The sequence below is a fragment of the Aurantiacibacter luteus genome, assembly GCF_001010945.1.
Taxonomy (GTDB): domain Bacteria; phylum Pseudomonadota; class Alphaproteobacteria; order Sphingomonadales; family Sphingomonadaceae; genus Alteraurantiacibacter; species Alteraurantiacibacter luteus.
This window is the reverse complement of record NZ_LBHB01000002.1, coordinates 493,612-508,374: the sequence shown is the minus strand read 5'-3', so window position 1 is coordinate 508,374 and position 14,763 is coordinate 493,612. Positions and strand designations below refer to the sequence as shown.

General features: G+C 69.1%; 14 protein-coding genes. 8 read left to right on the top strand and 6 right to left on the bottom strand.

The window, feature by feature from the left end:
- Nucleotides 1-26 precede the first annotated feature (26 nt).
- From AAW00_RS08895 to AAW00_RS08890, 3 genes are read left to right on the top strand one after another with little or no spacing between them, the layout of a single operon-like run.
- On the top strand, nucleotides 27-1,046 hold the full coding sequence (locus AAW00_RS08895) for a ligase-associated DNA damage response exonuclease (RefSeq protein ID WP_047003993.1): 1,020 nt from the start codon (nucleotides 27-29) through the stop codon (nucleotides 1,044-1,046).
- 18 nt (nucleotides 1,047-1,064) lie between these two features.
- The gene (locus AAW00_RS14995; protein ID WP_156170021.1) at nucleotides 1,065-1,400 is read left to right on the top strand and encodes a hypothetical protein; all 336 of its coding nucleotides are present in this window, start codon (nucleotides 1,065-1,067) and stop codon (nucleotides 1,398-1,400) included.
- A complete protein-coding gene (locus AAW00_RS08890; protein ID WP_047003992.1) occupies nucleotides 1,400-2,995 on the top strand; it encodes a cisplatin damage response ATP-dependent DNA ligase in 1,596 nt (531 codons plus the stop codon). Before AAW00_RS14995 ends, AAW00_RS08890 begins: the two co-directional genes overlap by 1 nt.
- Here AAW00_RS08890 and AAW00_RS08885 read toward each other — a convergent pair.
- The 6 genes from AAW00_RS08885 to AAW00_RS08860 are packed head-to-tail and all read right to left on the bottom strand — an operon-like array spanning nucleotide 2,992 to nucleotide 9,499.
- A complete protein-coding gene (locus tag AAW00_RS08885; RefSeq protein WP_052761857.1) occupies nucleotides 2,992-3,558 on the bottom strand; it encodes a gamma carbonic anhydrase family protein in 567 nt (188 codons plus the stop codon). The genes AAW00_RS08890 and AAW00_RS08885 overlap by 4 nt on opposite strands.
- The gene (locus AAW00_RS08880) at nucleotides 3,555-5,741 is read right to left on the bottom strand and encodes a fused MFS/spermidine synthase (RefSeq protein ID WP_047003991.1); all 2,187 of its coding nucleotides are present in this window, start codon (nucleotides 5,739-5,741) and stop codon (nucleotides 3,555-3,557) included. The genes AAW00_RS08885 and AAW00_RS08880 overlap by 4 nt, the downstream gene beginning before the upstream one ends.
- Nucleotides 5,734-6,312 carry a GNAT family N-acetyltransferase gene (locus AAW00_RS08875; protein WP_047003990.1) on the bottom strand — a complete coding sequence of 193 codons (579 nt, stop codon included), beginning with the start codon at nucleotides 6,310-6,312 and terminating at the stop codon, nucleotides 5,734-5,736. The genes AAW00_RS08880 and AAW00_RS08875 overlap by 8 nt, the downstream gene beginning before the upstream one ends.
- Complete coding sequence (locus AAW00_RS08870; protein ID WP_047003989.1) at nucleotides 6,305-6,865, bottom strand: GNAT family N-acetyltransferase; 561 nt, start codon at nucleotides 6,863-6,865, stop codon at nucleotides 6,305-6,307. Before AAW00_RS08870 ends, AAW00_RS08875 begins: the two co-directional genes overlap by 8 nt.
- On the bottom strand, nucleotides 6,858-7,853 hold the full coding sequence (hemB, locus tag AAW00_RS08865) for a porphobilinogen synthase (protein WP_047003988.1): 996 nt from the start codon (nucleotides 7,851-7,853) through the stop codon (nucleotides 6,858-6,860). Before hemB ends, AAW00_RS08870 begins: the two co-directional genes overlap by 8 nt.
- Nucleotides 7,854-7,912: 59 nt before the next feature.
- Nucleotides 7,913-9,499 carry a M23 family metallopeptidase gene (locus AAW00_RS08860; RefSeq protein ID WP_241461678.1) on the bottom strand — a complete coding sequence of 529 codons (1,587 nt, stop codon included), beginning with the start codon at nucleotides 9,497-9,499 and terminating at the stop codon, nucleotides 7,913-7,915.
- A 196-nt stretch (nucleotides 9,500-9,695) separates the two neighbouring features.
- Between AAW00_RS08860 and AAW00_RS08855 the strand changes: the two genes are divergently transcribed.
- The 5 genes from AAW00_RS08855 (at nucleotide 9,696) to AAW00_RS08835 (ending at nucleotide 14,626) form a co-directional block, all read left to right on the top strand.
- A complete protein-coding gene (locus tag AAW00_RS08855; protein WP_047003986.1) occupies nucleotides 9,696-12,335 on the top strand; it encodes a helicase-related protein in 2,640 nt (879 codons plus the stop codon).
- Nucleotides 12,336-12,641 (top strand): S4 domain-containing protein, encoded by a 306-nt coding sequence (locus tag AAW00_RS08850; protein WP_047003985.1) that lies wholly within the window; start codon nucleotides 12,336-12,338, stop codon nucleotides 12,639-12,641.
- Entirely contained in the window at nucleotides 12,638-12,976 is a 339-nt protein-coding gene (gene fdxA / locus AAW00_RS08845) for a ferredoxin FdxA (RefSeq protein WP_047003984.1), read from the top strand. Before AAW00_RS08850 ends, fdxA begins: the two co-directional genes overlap by 4 nt.
- Nucleotides 12,977-13,846, top strand: a complete 870-nt coding sequence (locus tag AAW00_RS08840; protein ID WP_156170020.1) for a YihY/virulence factor BrkB family protein — start codon at nucleotides 12,977-12,979, stop codon at nucleotides 13,844-13,846.
- 246 nt (nucleotides 13,847-14,092) lie between these two features.
- Nucleotides 14,093-14,626: a CarD family transcriptional regulator gene (locus tag AAW00_RS08835; RefSeq protein ID WP_047003983.1), complete on the top strand. Its 534-nt coding sequence runs from the start codon at nucleotides 14,093-14,095 to the stop codon at nucleotides 14,624-14,626.
- The last annotated feature ends 137 nt before the right edge of the window (nucleotides 14,627-14,763 follow it).

Sequence of the window (14,763 nt, the reverse complement as noted above, 5' to 3'; positions counted from 1 at the left end):
GCCCCGCCCCCCACTTCTAGCAGGCAATGGCCGCGCCCTTTTCCTGGATCGTACCCGACCCGCACGGGGTCTACGTCAAGCCGGCGGATTGCTGGATCGACCCCTCGAAGGCGGTCGCCAAGGCGCTCGTCACCCACGGCCACGCCGACCACGCGCGCGGCGGCCACGGCAAGACCGTCGCTACGCCCGAGACGCTCGCCATCATGGCGCTGCGCTATCGCACCGGCGAGGGGCCCGACGGCGGCGCCACGCGCCCGGTCGAATACGGCGAGACGGTGCGGCTCGATGGCGGGGTCGATGCGACCTACATTCCGGCGGGCCACGTCCTCGGCAGTGCGCAGATCCTGCTCGAGCACGCGGGCGAGCGGGTGGTCATCACCGGCGACTACAAGCGCCGCGCAGACCCGACCTGCCCCCCGTTCGAGGTGACGCCATGCGACATCTTCATCACCGAGGCGACCTTTGGCCTGCCGCTGTTCACCCATCCTCCCATCGAGGAGGAGATGGCCAAGCTGCTGGACCGCCTCGCCGCCTATCCCGACCGCTGCGTACTGGTGGGTGCCTATGCGCTGGGCAAGGCGCAGCGGGTGATCGCCGAACTGCGCGCCGCGGGGCACACCCAGCCGATCTACCTCCACGGCGCGATGGAGCGGATGTGCCGGCTCTACGAGGATTTCGGCGTGGACCTCGGCGAATTGCGGCTGGTGAGCGACCACACCAAGGACGACATGCGCGGCCATGTCGTCGTCTGCCCGCCCTCGGCGCTCAATGATCGCTGGAGCCGCCGCCTGCCCGACCCGATCACCGCCATGGCGAGCGGCTGGATGCGCGTGCGCCAGCGCGCCCGCCAGCGCAACGTCGAGCTGCCGCTGGTCATCTCCGACCACGCCGACTGGGGCGAGCTCACCCGCACCATCCAGGAGGTCGACCCGCAGGAAACCTGGATCACTCACGGCCGCGAGGAGGCGCTTTTGCGCTGGCACCAGCTCCACCAGCGCCGCGCGCGGGCGCTGGCAATGGTCGGATACGAGGATGAGGACGATTGAGGTGAAGGCAGGGCCGGAATGAGTACTAGCGACGAGCCGTTCGGATTTTGCTTAGCAGACGGGTTCGAACTTAAGGAGGCTTGGCGAAAGATCGCTATTGATATGGCGGTTGAAGCTAATGGTGACCTTGCCATTTTTGAGCGAAGAAGAGCTTACCTACTGCGCGATAAGCGCCTCTTAGCCATCACTGACAAACAGAACCAAAGCTTGAAAACTTTCTTCTGGGATGTGCGAACGATAGTGCGCGCTTGGAAAAGCATCCCTGCTATTCCGCGAGACCAGTTTCTACGCGGCGATACTGCCTACTCCGGCTTGTCTTCAAAAGTGAGAAGGGAAGGCTGGCGGTCTGAATAATGGAGGAATTCGCCGCCCTCATCGACGCGCTCGTCTATACCCGCAGCCGCAACGAGAAGCTGCGGCTGATCGCCGAATACCTGCGCAGCGCGCCCGATCCCGACCGCGGCTGGGCGCTCGCGGCGCTGACCGACGGGCTCGATTTCAAGGCGGTCAAGTCGAGCACGATCCGCAACCTGCTGAAGGAGCGCGTGGACCCTGTGCTGTGGACACTCAGCCGCGATTTCGTGGGCGACACGGCGGAAACGGCCAGCTTCCTCTGGCCCGAGCCGCTGGGCAGCCCCACGCCTGCGCCCACCGTGAGCGAGGCCGTTGGCGCATTGGACGCGATGACGCGGGTCAGTGTGCTCGCCGAATTGCCGCGCCTGCTCGACCGGCTCGACTCCTCGGGCCGCTATGCGCTGCTTAAGCTTGCCACGGGCGGAATGCGGATCGGCGTTTCGACCCGCCTCGCCAAGGTCGCCTTCGCGCAGGCGTTCGAGGTCTCGGTCGACGAGGTCGAGGAATACTGGCACGCGCTCGCCCCGCCCTTCACCGAACTGTTCGACTGGGCCACGCGCGGCGCCCCGCCGCCCGATACGGCGAACATGCCGCTGTTCCGTCCCTTCATGCTGGCTCACCCATTGGAGGAGTTGCGCGTCGACCTCGCCGACTATGCCGCCGAGTGGAAGTGGGACGGCATCCGCGTCCAGCTGGTCCACGTCGGCGGCGAGACGCGGCTCTATTCGCGCGGCGGGGACGACATTTCTGCTACCTTTCCCGAATTGCTGCCGATGCTCGACTTTCCCGCCATCCTCGACGGTGAATTGCTGGTGCGCGGCAGTCACCAAGGCGGCGAGGAAGGCGGCGCGGCGAGTTTCAACGCGCTGCAACAGCGGCTGGGGCGCAAGACGGTCAGCAAAAAGATGCTCGCCGACTATCCCGCTTTTGTCCGCCTCTACGACGTGCTGATGCTCGACGGCGAGGACCTGCGCCAGCACGGCTGGTCGGACCGGCGCCGGCGGCTTGAAGGCCTGATGCCGCGCCTGCCCGATAGCCATTTCGACATCAGCCAGTTGCTCGACGCGCGCGATTTCGACCACCTTGCCGAGATCCGCGAAGGCACCCGTGACGAGGCGATCGAAGGCCTCATGCTCAAGCGCCGCGACAGCCCCTACGTTGCCGGGCGCCGCACGGGGCTGTGGTACAAGTGGAAGCGCGATCCGCTGCTGATCGACTGCGTGCTGATGTACGCCCAGCGCGGCAGCGGCAAGCGCTCGAGCTTCTATTCTGACTACACCTTCGGCTGCTGGGACGGCGATCCCGATGCGGGCGCGGAATTGCTGCCGGTCGGCAAGGCCTATTCCGGCTTCACCGACGAGGAATTGAAGAAACTCGACCGCCACGTGCGCCAGAACACCGTCAACCGCTTCGGCCCGGTGCGAGAGACGAATCGTTCGCTGGTCTTCGAAGTTGCGTTCGACAGCGTCCACGAGAGCAAGCGCCACAAGAGCGGCCTTGCCATGCGCTTCCCGCGCATCCACCGCATCCGCTGGGACAAGCCGGTGCACGAGGCGGACCGGATCGCGGCGCTCAGGGCGCTGGTCAAAGACTAGCCGCCCCGCAGTTCCGCCAAGTGCCGCTCGGCCAGCTTGCAGTAGCGCTCGGTCTGGAACCTGATCTTGGCGATCTGGGCTTCGTCCTGCGTCCTGTAATACTTGGCAGGACGGCCAATCCAGATCTCGCCGGGGCCGATTTCCTTGCCGGGAGAGAGCAGCGCGCCCGCGCCCAGCATGCCGCCCTCGGCGATCTGCGACCCGTCCATCGCCACCGCTCCCATGCCGACGAAAGCGCGGTTCGCCAGCTGCGCGCCGTGGACCACGGCCATGTGGCCGATCACGCAGTCCTCGCCGATGATCGTGGGCTCGCCTTCCGTATCGGGCCGCGGGCCTTCGACGTGGAAGACGCTGCCGTCCTGCACGTTGCTGCGCGCGCCGACGACGATGCGGTGAATGTCGCCGCGCAGCACGCAGTTGTACCACACGCTCGCCTGCGGGCCGATGGTGACGTCGCCGATGATGCGCGCACCCGGCGCGACGAAGGCACTGTCGTCGATCTGCGGCACCTTGCCCTCGAAGGCTATGATGGTCGCGCCGGGGAATCTCGGGTCGGTGCTCACAGGAAGTTCTCCCAGGCGAGGTAGGGCAGGATGGAGGCGTAGTCGTCGGTCCACACCGGGCCGCGGGGCACGGGCAGCGCCTCCCACTTACCATTCCGCGCCAGCGCCACCAGTGCCTCGCGGCGGGGCGAGAGCGCGATCCAGGTCGAGGGATAGACCTCGCGCGCCGGATTTCCGGGATCGGCCAGCAGCATGGTTGCCAGCCTCCGCTCTTCGGCCACGCGCGCCACCACGGGTTGCAGGCGGATGTAGTTGTTCGACACGTGCATCAGCAGCAGGCCGCCGGGCTTCAGCGCGCGCAGGTAGATGCCCATCGCCTCGTCGGTCATCAGGTGCAGCGGTATCGCGTCGGAGGAAAAGGCGTCGATCACCAGCACGTCGAAGCTGGCGGGCGGCACTCCTTCCAGCGCAATGCGCGCGTCGCCGATGACCACTTCGGCCTGCGGCGCGCAGTCGGCGAGGTAGGTGAACAGACCGCGGTCGGAAAAGCCGCGCACGACGGGGTCGATCTCGAAGAAGATCCAGTCCTGCCCCTCCCGGCGATAGCAGGCGAGCGTGCCCACCCCCAGGCCGACCACGCCCACGCGCGCATCGGCATCGGCCTGCGCCAGCGCGCGCCCCACGCCGGAGGTGCGGCCGTAGTAAGCGGTCGGCTCGCGCGGCGTGGTCTCGGTGCGCTGAATTCCGTGGATCGTCGTGCCGTGCATCAGCAGGGTCGCGCCGTCGGCCCTGGTGCGGACCGAGTAGATGCCGAAATAGCTGCGTTCGCGCAGGCCCTCTGCCGTCACGCGCAGGTTGGCGATCCCGCCGAAGGCGAGCAGCAGCAGGGCCACTCCCGCCACGAACGACCAGCGCCGCGCGGCCAGCACCAGCGCCAGCACCAGTACTCCGCCGAGCGCCGCCCACTGGCCCGGGCCGAGCCGCGTCTCGGCCAGCGTGGGCGGGAACATGGCGAGAGAAAAGGCGAACAGCAGCGCCAGCGCGGCGATAAGGAAAAGGCGCAGGCTGCGCGTATGGCTGAAGCGCCCGGCGATGGCCTGCCGCCAGCTATCCAGCGGCAGCAGCAGCGCGGCGGCGAGGAGCAGCAGCGGGTGCTCCCAGGTCCAATCGAACACGACCGGGGCGATGAGCGCGGGCAGCAGCCCGCCGAGCGCGCCGCCAAGGGCCATGACCAGGTAGAAGCGCGTCAACTCGCTCTCCGGCGGGCGCGCGTCGTAGAGCCGGGCGTGGAGCGCGGTGGCGACGACGAACAGCAGCATGACGCTGGCCGTGGCCGCCAGCAGGTCCGCCCTGCCCGCGGCGAACATCGACAGGCTGCCGTCCACCAGCAGCACGACCGGCGCGAGGAAGACCAGCAGGCTCGCCAGCGCGCGGCGCGCGGCAAAGGCGATGACGAAGCTGAGCAGGTAGAGCCCGAGCGGGATCACCCACAATAGCGGGATCGCCATGATGTCGGTGGTGAGGAATGTCGTGGTCGACAGCATCAGGCCCGACGGCACCGCCGCGAGCGCCAGCCACAGGGCCACTGTGCGCCGGTCGCTTCGGTGGCGCGGAGCGGGTTCCCCGGTCTCTGCCGGGGCGGCGACGTGTCGCCTCGCCCACATGGCCGCGACGACCAGCGCGATCAGCAGGACGTAGCCGATGGCCCAGTAGAAGCTTTGCCGGCCGATCGTCAGCAGCGGCTCGGCCAGAAGCGGATAGGCCAGCAGACCGGCAAAACTGCCGAGGTTCGATGCGGCATAGAGCGGATAGGGGTTGCCCGAGGCGGGATGCGCGGCAAACCAGCGCTGCATCAGCGGCGCCTGCGCGGAAACGGCGAGGAATGCCGGACCCACGGTCAGCACGAACAGCCAGGGCACCCACAGCGCCTCCCAGCCGGGCGCGGGCGGGGCGATGTCGGCGAGCGCCAGCGGCAGGGTCAGGCCGCCCAGCAGCAGGACCGCGATGTGGATCAGCCCCTGCCGCCGCAGCGGGAAGCGCCCGATGGCATGGGCATAGGCGTAGCCGCCCAGCAGCAGCGCCTGGTAGACCAGCAGGGCGCTGTTCCACACATTGGGCGCGCCCCCGAGCCGCGGCAGGGTCATGCGCGCGACCATCGGCTGGACGAGGAACAGCAGGAAGCTACCCGCCGCGATGGTCGCCACGAACAGCCAGCGGCGCACGCGGGGATGCGCGTCAGCCATGCGCTCCCGCCCGCCACGCCGGGGCGGTGATGGCGTGGACTATGGTGGGGTTGAGGTCGGGCCCGTAGCGCGTGTCCTCGTAGTCGAGATCCGCACGGCGCTGCATCCCGAGGCGGCGCATCAGGCCCTGGCTCGGGGCATTGCCCTCGACGGTCAGCGCGACGACCTCCTCCGCCCCGAACCGCTCGAACGCCAGCGCCAGCGCAGCCTGCGCCGCTTCCCTCGCGTAACCGCGGCCCCAGGCATCCTCGCGCAGCCGCCAGCCGATTTCCATCGCGCCCGAAACGCTGCTGCCCGGCGCATCGGCGCGCTTGAGCCCGCAGAAGCCCAGCACCTCGCCCGCCAGGTGGCCGCCGTCGTCCTTGCGCTCGACGATCCAGAAGCAGAAGCCGTTGGCGGCGCGGCAGTTCGTCACCCGGGTCAGCAACGCCGCGCGGCTTTCCTGCGTCAGCCGGCCGCCGAGCCAGCGCATGACGGCAGGCGTGTCGGTGACGGCGAAGAACCGCGCCGCATCGCCCTCGCGCCAGTCGCGCAGGACCAGGCGGTCGGTTTCGTGGCGGAAGTCAGACATCCGCCTGCCAATCCTTGACGGCGAGCGACCAGACCGTGGTGGGGTTGTCGCGCGGCGGATAGTCGGGATCCTCGTAGCCGAGATCCTCGCGGCGGGTGAAGCCGAGGCGGTGCATGACGCGGGTGGATTCGGCGTTGGAATCGCTGGTCTGCGCGTAAATCACTGGATGCGCGGTAAAGGCGTGGGCAAGCACGGCGCGCGCCGCCTCAGTCGCATAACCCTTGCCCCAATACGCCTCGGCCAGCGTCCAGCCGATCTCGGGCTGTCCGCGCAGGGCATCGGGCGCGGCTTCCATGCGGACGCGGAACAGCCCGCAGCGGCCCACCCGCACACCATCCTCGCGGCGCACAAGCGTCCAGCGCCGCCAGCCGTCGGGGCGCGCAAAGGCATCGATGTCGGCCTGAAGACGGCTCGTCACGTCCGCTTCGAAGAAAATCTCGCCGCCGAGATAGCGCATGACCATGGGCGTGTTCATCTCGGCGAGCAGGAACGGCAGGTCCTCCGCGCTCGGCGGGCGCAGCAGCAGCCGCTCGGTTTCGAGAACGTCAGGCACCGAGCAGCCGCGCCGCCACGGGCGCGTGATAGGTGAGTACGCCCGCGCAGCCCGCACGCTTGAAGGCGATGAGCTTTTCCATCAGCAGCGCGTCGCGGTCGCCCACGCCCGCCGCCGCGCCGATCTCGATCAGCGCGTATTCGCCGCTGACCTGGTAGGCGAAGACCGGCACGTCGAACCGCTGCCGCGCGCGCCACACGATGTCGAGGTAGGCGAGGCCGGGCTTCACCATCACGCTGTCCGCGCCCTCGGCCACGTCGAGCGCGATCTCGGCCATCGCCTCGTCGCCGTTGGCCGGGTCCATCTGGTAGGTCTTCTTGTCGCCCTTGAGCAGCCCGCCGCTGCCCACCGCATCGCGGAAAGGCCCGTAAAAGGCGCTGGCGTACTTGGCGGCGTAGGCCATGATCTGCACATTGGGGTGCCCGCCCATCTCCAGCGCCATGCGGATGGCCTTCACCCGGCCGTCCATCATGTCCGACGGGGCGACGATGTCCGCGCCCGCCGCTGCCTGGTTCAGCGCCTGGTCGACCAGCACCGCAACGGTATCGTCGTTGCCGACATAGCCCTTCGCATCGACTAGCCCGTCCTGCCCGTGGCTGGTGTAGGGGTCGAGCGCCACGTCGGTCAGCACGCCGAGATCGTCCCCGCAGGCATCCTTGATGGCGCGGATCGCGTGGCACATCAGGTTGTCGGGGCTATAGGCCTCGGCCCCGTCGTCCGAGCGCAGGCCGGCTGGCGTATTGGGGAACACCGCGACACACGGAATGCCGAGGCTAACGGCCTCGCGCGCCCGCGCCACCACGCCGTCGACCGACCAGCGCGAAACGCCGGGCAGGCTTTTCACCGGCTCCTCCACGCCCTGTCCGTCCGTCACGAACAGTGGCCAGATGAGGTCGGCAGGCGTCAGCACCGTCTCGCGCAGCATTGCGCGGCTCCAGGCGGCCGCGCGGCCGCGGCGCATCCGGGTGTTGGGAAAATGTCTGTCCATTGCCGGCGCATCCCTGCCGGAAAAGCGGCGTTGCGGCAATCTCGCCCTTCGGCGAAGGCCTACTGCACCCGCTGGCGGTTCTCGATCCGGTCGATCTCGCGCACCGGCTCTTCGCTGGCGGCGCTCTCCGGTGCGAGGCTGGCCAGGGCCGCGCCGGGGCGCACCAGCTGCAGGCGAACCAGCTGCTCGCGGAAGTTGGCCATGTCCGCGCCCGAAAGCTGCGCGCGGTTGACGAAGCGCACGCTGGCCGGGTCGATCGTCTGCCCGCCGCGATACATCTCGTAGTGCAGGTGCGGGCCGGTGGAGAGGCCGGTCGAGCCGACGTAGCCGATCACCTGCCCGCGCCGCACGTTCTGCCCGTTCGACACGGCGATACGGCTCATGTGCGCGTAGCCGGTCGACAGGTTGCCCGCATGGCGCAGGCGAACGAAATTGCCGTAGCCGCCGTTGCGCCCGGCGAAGTTCACCACGCCGTCGGTCACGGCGTAGATTGGCGTGCCGCTGGCGGCGCGGAAATCGAGGCCCGAATGCATCCGGCGGTAGCCAAGGATCGGGTGGCGGCGCATTCCGAACCGGCTGGTGACGGCACCGGGCACCGGCTGGATCAGCCCTTCGCGCAACTCGCCCGTGCCCGTCGCGTCATAGAAACGGCCCTCGCGGCCCCAGCGCATCAGCTGGACCTTGGGGCGACCGTTGCGGATGACGGCGGCGTAGACCAGGTCGCCGACGTCCACCTCGCCGGTGGCGGCGCGGCGATAGTCGACGATCATGTCGAATTCGTCGTCGGCGCCGATCTCGCGGTCGATGTCGTATTGCTGGCCGACCGTGCGCAGGAACTGCTGCACCGAGCTCGGCGGAGCCCCCGCAGCGCGCGCGGCGCGGTAAAGGCTGGGGCCGACCTTGCCGCGGATCCTGAGCGGCGTGGCATCGACCATGATCGGGCGCGGGTCGAGCACGAGGCGACCGTCCTTGCGCTCGACGGCCAGTTGCAGGTCGAACCGGGCGCGGAAGCTCAGCGCATCGACCGGGCGCGGCGCCTCGGGGCCGGGGCGGCGGCCCAGAGTGATGTCGACCTGCGTGCCCGGGGCGATCTGGTCGACCGGCACGGCGCGTTCGATCATCTGCGCGATCAGGCTCGCCTCGTCCTGCCCCACGCCTGCGCGGCGCAGCATGCGGTCGAAGCCGTCGCCCTGCGCCAGCGTGGCGACGAGATCGAGTCGCGGGCGCTCGGGAGCACTGGCGAGCGGGGTGACGGCCATGGTCGCGCCCATCCGCCGCCCGCTGTCCGCGCCGAGCGCGAGGGGCATGATCATCTGGCTGCGGAATTCGTCGCGCACCCTGTCGTCGATGCGCATGGCCGGGGCGGCCTCGACGGGTGAGAAGCCGGGGAATGCCGCGATGGCGACCGCGGAGAGGCCGATCAGCGTTGCCATGCCGCGCAGCCAGCGTTTCGAGCCGATGTCGCGCGACAGGTCGGGCGCGAGGTCGGCATGGGCGAGCGCGTGGGCGGCGCGCAGACGCCACTCGCCGAAGCGTTCGGACAGGCCGGAGGTGCGGGCGATGTGGCGGGGCGCGGCGGCAGCGGCGGGCAGCGCAAGCGCGCCCTCCGGCCCTTCCAGCCTCTCGCTCCCGCGATGGTCGAACACAGCTACCCTCCTGGTCGTCGCGCGCATGAGAGGCCGTCCAGCCGGGCGGCGCGACACCGATCCGCCGGTGCTCATGGCGCGCAAACCCTGCGCCGACAAAGTAAATTTGCACTTAACATCGGTGAGCCGAGTCCCCGCTGCGGCGAAGCGAGTGGCCATTGCGCACCGGCGCGCCACGCGCCATGTCAGGCAGACCGTGACCACGCGCTTCCTTGACAGGCCCGCCGTCCGCGCCGTCCTCGGCCCGACCAACACCGGCAAGACGCATCTGGCGATCGAGCGGATGTGCGGCCATTCGAGCGGCACCATCGGCTTCCCCCTGCGGCTGCTGGCGCGCGAGGTCTACGACAAGGTGCGTGCGCTGAAGGGCGACGCGGCGACCGCGCTGATTACCGGCGAGGAGCGCATCGAGCCGCCGGGCGCGCGCTATTTCCTCTGCACCGCCGAGGCCATGCCGAGGGACGGGGGCAACCGCGCCTTCGTGGCGCTCGACGAGGCGCAGCTCGCCGCCGACCGCGAGCGCGGGCATATCTTCACCGACCGGCTGCTCAATGCGCGGGGCCGTGAAGAGACGATGCTGCTCGGCTCCGCCACGCTCGAGCCGATGGTGCGCGCGCTGGTGCCGGAAGCGAGCGTGGAGGATCGTCCGCGCTTCTCGACGCTGAGCCACGCGGGGGCCTGCAAGCTCTCGCGCCTGCCGCCGAGGAGCGCCGTCGTCGCCTTCTCGGTCGAGCAGGTGTACCAGGTGGCCGAACTGCTGCGGCGTTTTCGCGGCGGCGCGGCGGTGGTGATGGGGGCGCTGAGCCCGCAGACCCGCAACGCGCAGGTCGAACTTTTCCAGTCGGGCGAGGTCGACTACATCGTTGCCACCGATGCCATCGGCATGGGTCTCAACCTCGACGTCCACCACGTCGCCTTCGCCTCGCTGTCCAAGTACGACGGCGTGCGCCAGCGGCGGCTGCACCCGGCGGAAATGGCGCAGATCGCCGGGCGCGCGGGGCGGCACCAGACCGACGGAACCTTCGGCACGCTCTCGGGCGCGGGCGAGGGACGCGGTCGCCCCCTCGAGTTCACCGACGAGGAGGTCTACGCGATAGAACAGCACCGCTTCGCCCCGCTCACCAAGCTCTACTGGCGCGAGCCGACCCCGCGCTTCGACAGCCTTGCCACGCTCATCGGCGACCTCGAGGCCAAGCCCTTCGAGGAGCAGCTCTCCCCCGCGCCCGAGGCCATCGACCTCGCCGTTTTGAAGCGCCTCGCCGAACAGCCGGATATTGCCGGCAGCGTGCGCGGAGCCGGACTGGTGCGGCGGTTCTGGGAGGCGTGCCAGCTGCCCGACTTCCGCCAGCTTGGCGCCGATGCCCACGCCCGCTTCGTCGCGCGGCTGTGGTCGGATCTTCGCGAAGGGCATATCGGTGCGGACTACGTCGCCGCGCGGATCGAGGAGCTGGGCCGCACGCAGGGCGACATCGACACGCTGCAGGGCAGGCTGGCGGCAATCCGCAGCTGGGCCTACATCTGCCAGCGGCCCGATTGGGTGCTCGCCCGCGACGAGATGGCGGCGCGCGCCCGGGCGGCGGAGGCGAAGCTGTCGGACGCGCTGCACCAGCGGCTGACCGAGCGTTTCGTCAATAGGCGAACCGCGGTACTGATGCGAACGATGGGAAAGGACAGAGGGCTCTTGCGCGTGAAACTGGAAGACGATGGCCGGGTGACGGTGGAGGGCCAGTCGATCGGCCATCTCGACGGCTTCCGCTTCGTGGTCGATGCCGATGCGAGCGTCGAGGATCGCAAGCTTATGCTGGCGGCGGCGGAGCGGCATATGCCCGCGCTGCTCGCGGCCAAGGCGCAGAAGCTGGTGACGGACGAGCTGGGCGAGCTGGAACTTGCCGACGGCGCGCTGGTGCGCGGCACGCAGAAGGTCGCCGTTCTCGAGCGCGGCAAGTCCGTCGTGCGCCCGCGCGTGGTGGTGGCCAAGGAACTCGGCCAGCTCGATCCGGCGCACAAGGCCCGCCTCGGCGAGGCGCTGGAACTGTGGCTGGCGCAAAAGCTCGCCCCGCTCGAACCGCTCGCCGCACTGGAGGCCGCCGCGCTCGACCCCGAGGCCGGGAGCGAGGTGCGCGCATTGCTGCTGACGCTGGCCGACCGCGCGGGCACCGTCAGGCGCGAGGAAGCGGGACTCGCCCACGTGCCCAAGGAAAAGCGCCCGCTGCTGCGCAAGCTGGGCGTCAGCATCGGTTCGCTCGATGTCTTCGCACCCGCGCTGCTCAAGCCCGGGCCGCGCCAGTTGCTGCGTGCGCTCGGCGTGGACAGGCGACCCGTGCAGGCAGGCATGGAAGCCGTCATCGAGGGCGGACGGCACCTTCCCGCCGGATACCGGCACGCAGGCAAGCAGGCGATCCGCGTGGACATGGCGGAGAAGCTCTTCCGCGCCGCGCACGAGGGGCGAGCCGAGGGCAATCGCAACGGTTTCCTCGTCGATGCGGCGCTGGCGACGAGCATGGGCCTGCTGCCCGAAAGCTTCCGCGCGCTGATGCGCGATGCGGGGTTTCGGCAGGGCGAGGCAAAGCCGCTCGCCGAGGGCATGTTCGGCCCGCCGAGGCCGCTGCTGTGGACATGGCGCGCGCCGCGCAAGGATTCGATGCAGCCGCCCTCGCGCGAGCGCCCCCAGCGTGCCGAACGCAAGACACCCCGCGGCGATCGCCCGCGCAAGCCGCAGTCGGGCAAGGGCAAGCCGGAAGGGCGCGGCGAACGGCGCGAGAAGCCTGCCGTTACAGGGCCCGCTACCGGCAAGGCGCTCGCCGGCCTCGCCGAATTATTCGGCAAGACCAGCTGAATGCGGCTCGACCTGTTGCTGTGCCGCCTGCGCTTCGTAAAGAGTCGCAGCCAGGCGCAGCGCTGGATCGGTGAGGGGCACATGCGGCTGAACGGCCAGCGCGCCTTGCGGGCCGATTGCGCGATCAAGGCGGGCGACGTGCTGACGCTGCCCGTGGGCCACGCCGTCCGCGTCGTCGCCATCGACGCCCTGCCCGAACGGCGCGGACCTCCGGCCGAGGCGCGCGCGCATTACCGGGAGCTTGACGCGAGGAATCCAGCCGCCATAGCAGGGGCAAGCGAAACCCGAGGACCCGCTACGCCATGACCTACGTCGTCACCGACGCCTGCATCAAGTGCAAGTACACCGACTGTGTCGAGGTGTGCCCCGTCGACTGCTTCTACGAGGGCGAGAACATGCTCGTCATCAACCCCAGCGAATGCATCGACTGCGGCGTGTGCGAGCCCGAGTGCCCGGCCGAGGCGATCCTGCCCGATACCGAGGGCGGCCTCGAGAAGTGGCTGGAGATCAACACCAAGTTCTCCGCCGAATGGCCTAACATCACCGAGAAAAAGGACCCGCCCGCCGACGCCGACGAGCACAAGGGCGAAGAGGGCAAGTACGAGAAGTTCTTCTCGCCGGAGCCCGGCGAAGGCGACTAGGTGCCGGACATTCCAGCGCCGCATGCCGATCACAAGGCCGCGGCGCCCGACCCTTCCGAAAGCTGGTTCCACGCCCTGAAGACCGCCTTTGCCGAGGCGGGGAAGGACAACGCCGGCATCGTCGCGGCGGGCGTCTCCTACTACGCCTTCCTCGCCATCGTGCCGATGCTCGGCGCGATCGTGCTGCTTTACGGCCTGTTCGCCGACCCCCAGACCGTGGCGCGCGATGCCCAGGCGCTGGCCGGCGTATTGCCGGGTAGCGCGGCGGACCTGATCGCCGGCCAGCTCGAATCCGCCACGCAGGCGGCGACGGGCACGGCGGGTCTCGGGCTGCTGGTGGCCCTCGCCATCGCCCTGTTCGGCGCGCGCAACGGGGCGGGCGCCATCATCACCGCGCTCGACATCGCTTACGACCGGACCGATTCGCGCAGCTTCGTCAAGCGCAATCTGCTGGCGCTCGGCATGACGCTGGGCGCGATCCTCGGATTTGCGCTGGTGGGCGGCGCGCTGGCGGCCACCGGTCTGCTCCAGAGCACTCTTGCCAAGATCGCCAGCTACGCCATCGTCTTTGCCGCCGCCATGGGCAGCGCCTGGCTGCTCTACCGCTTCGCCCCCGACCGCAGCCCGCCGCCGCCCGCCCGCCAGCTGCCCGGCGCCGTGTTCTTCGCGGTGGGCGAGGCGCTGCTGACGCTCGGCTTCGGGATCTACGTCGCCAATTTCGCCAGCTACGATGCGACCTACGGCTCGCTCGGTGCGGTGGTCGTGCTGCTGACCTGGTTGTACCTGAGCGCCTATGTCCTGATCATCGGGGCGGAACTCAACGCGCCGGCCGAGACTGCCTTCGCCCAGCGACTCGGCGCGGCGGACTGACCCCTTCCCGGGCCGCGCTCGCGCGCGCGATTCGCCGATGACGTGCGCGGGGTGGCATTTATAAGACGAATCTGTTATATACTTACCCGGCTGTCAGCCGGCATCGGCGGCAGGCGGATTAGGAAGGCAGGTCCCCGCTTCTCGCAACATGTACTGTAATAGTCCCGGACGTCGCTACGTCGGCGCGCGGGGCTTCATGCATTTGCCGGCGCTTTCGGGACAGGCCCACGCAAAAGGACTTACTTTATGGCTGCGAGCGCACCCGCTTTCGAAGTCGGTGATTATGTCGTCTATCCCAAGCACGGTGTAGGCCGTGTGATCGAGTTGCAGAACGAGGAAATCGCCGGGATGCAGCTGGAGCTCTACGTGCTCCGCTTCGAGAAGGAGCGCATGACCCTGCGCGTCCCCACCAACAAGGTCGAATCGATCGGCATGCGCAAGCTGTCGAGCGACAAGACCCTGAAGGAAGCGATGGAGACGCTGAAGGGCAAGCCCAAGGTCAAGCGCACCATGTGGAGCCGCCGTGCGCAGGAGTACGAGGCGAAGATTAATTCGGGCGAGATCGTGCTGATCGCCGAGGTGACCCGCGACCTGTTCCGTCCCGAGGACCAGCCCGAGCAGAGCTATTCCGAGCGGCAGATCTTCGAGGCCGCCTCCAGCCGCCTCGCCCGCGAGCTGGCGGCGATGGAGAAGACCGACGAGCCGACCGCGCTCGCCAAGATCCTCGACGTGCTGAAAGAGCACGCGCCGCAGTACTACGACACCGCCGAAGACGCCTGATCGTCACTCGTCGCTGCTGAAAAGGGGCCGTTCGCCGGGTGCGAGCGGCCCCTTCTCGTATCCGCCAACCGCCAAGCCGCCTCGATGGGCGACTTTGCCGGCGCGCTCGCTCCGCTGTATTGTGAATACAAGACAGG

Coding starts and splice junctions, on each gene's coding strand:
- AAW00_RS08895 (WP_047003993.1), top strand. CDS start 27: ATGGCCGCGCCCTTTTCCTGGATCGTACCCGACCCGCACGGGGTCTAC.
- AAW00_RS14995 (WP_156170021.1), top strand. CDS start 1,065: ATGAGTACTAGCGACGAGCCGTTCGGATTTTGCTTAGCAGACGGGTTC.
- AAW00_RS08890 (WP_047003992.1), top strand. CDS start 1,400: ATGGAGGAATTCGCCGCCCTCATCGACGCGCTCGTCTATACCCGCAGC.
- AAW00_RS08880 (WP_047003991.1), bottom strand. CDS start 5,741: ATGGCTGACGCGCATCCCCGCGTGCGCCGCTGGCTGTTCGTGGCGACC.
- AAW00_RS08875 (WP_047003990.1), bottom strand. CDS start 6,312: ATGTCTGACTTCCGCCACGAAACCGACCGCCTGGTCCTGCGCGACTGG.
- hemB (WP_047003988.1), bottom strand. CDS start 7,853: ATGGACAGACATTTTCCCAACACCCGGATGCGCCGCGGCCGCGCGGCC.
- AAW00_RS08850 (WP_047003985.1), top strand. CDS start 12,336: ATGCGGCTCGACCTGTTGCTGTGCCGCCTGCGCTTCGTAAAGAGTCGC.
- fdxA (WP_047003984.1), top strand. CDS start 12,638: ATGACCTACGTCGTCACCGACGCCTGCATCAAGTGCAAGTACACCGAC.
- AAW00_RS08835 (WP_047003983.1), top strand. CDS start 14,093: ATGGCTGCGAGCGCACCCGCTTTCGAAGTCGGTGATTATGTCGTCTAT.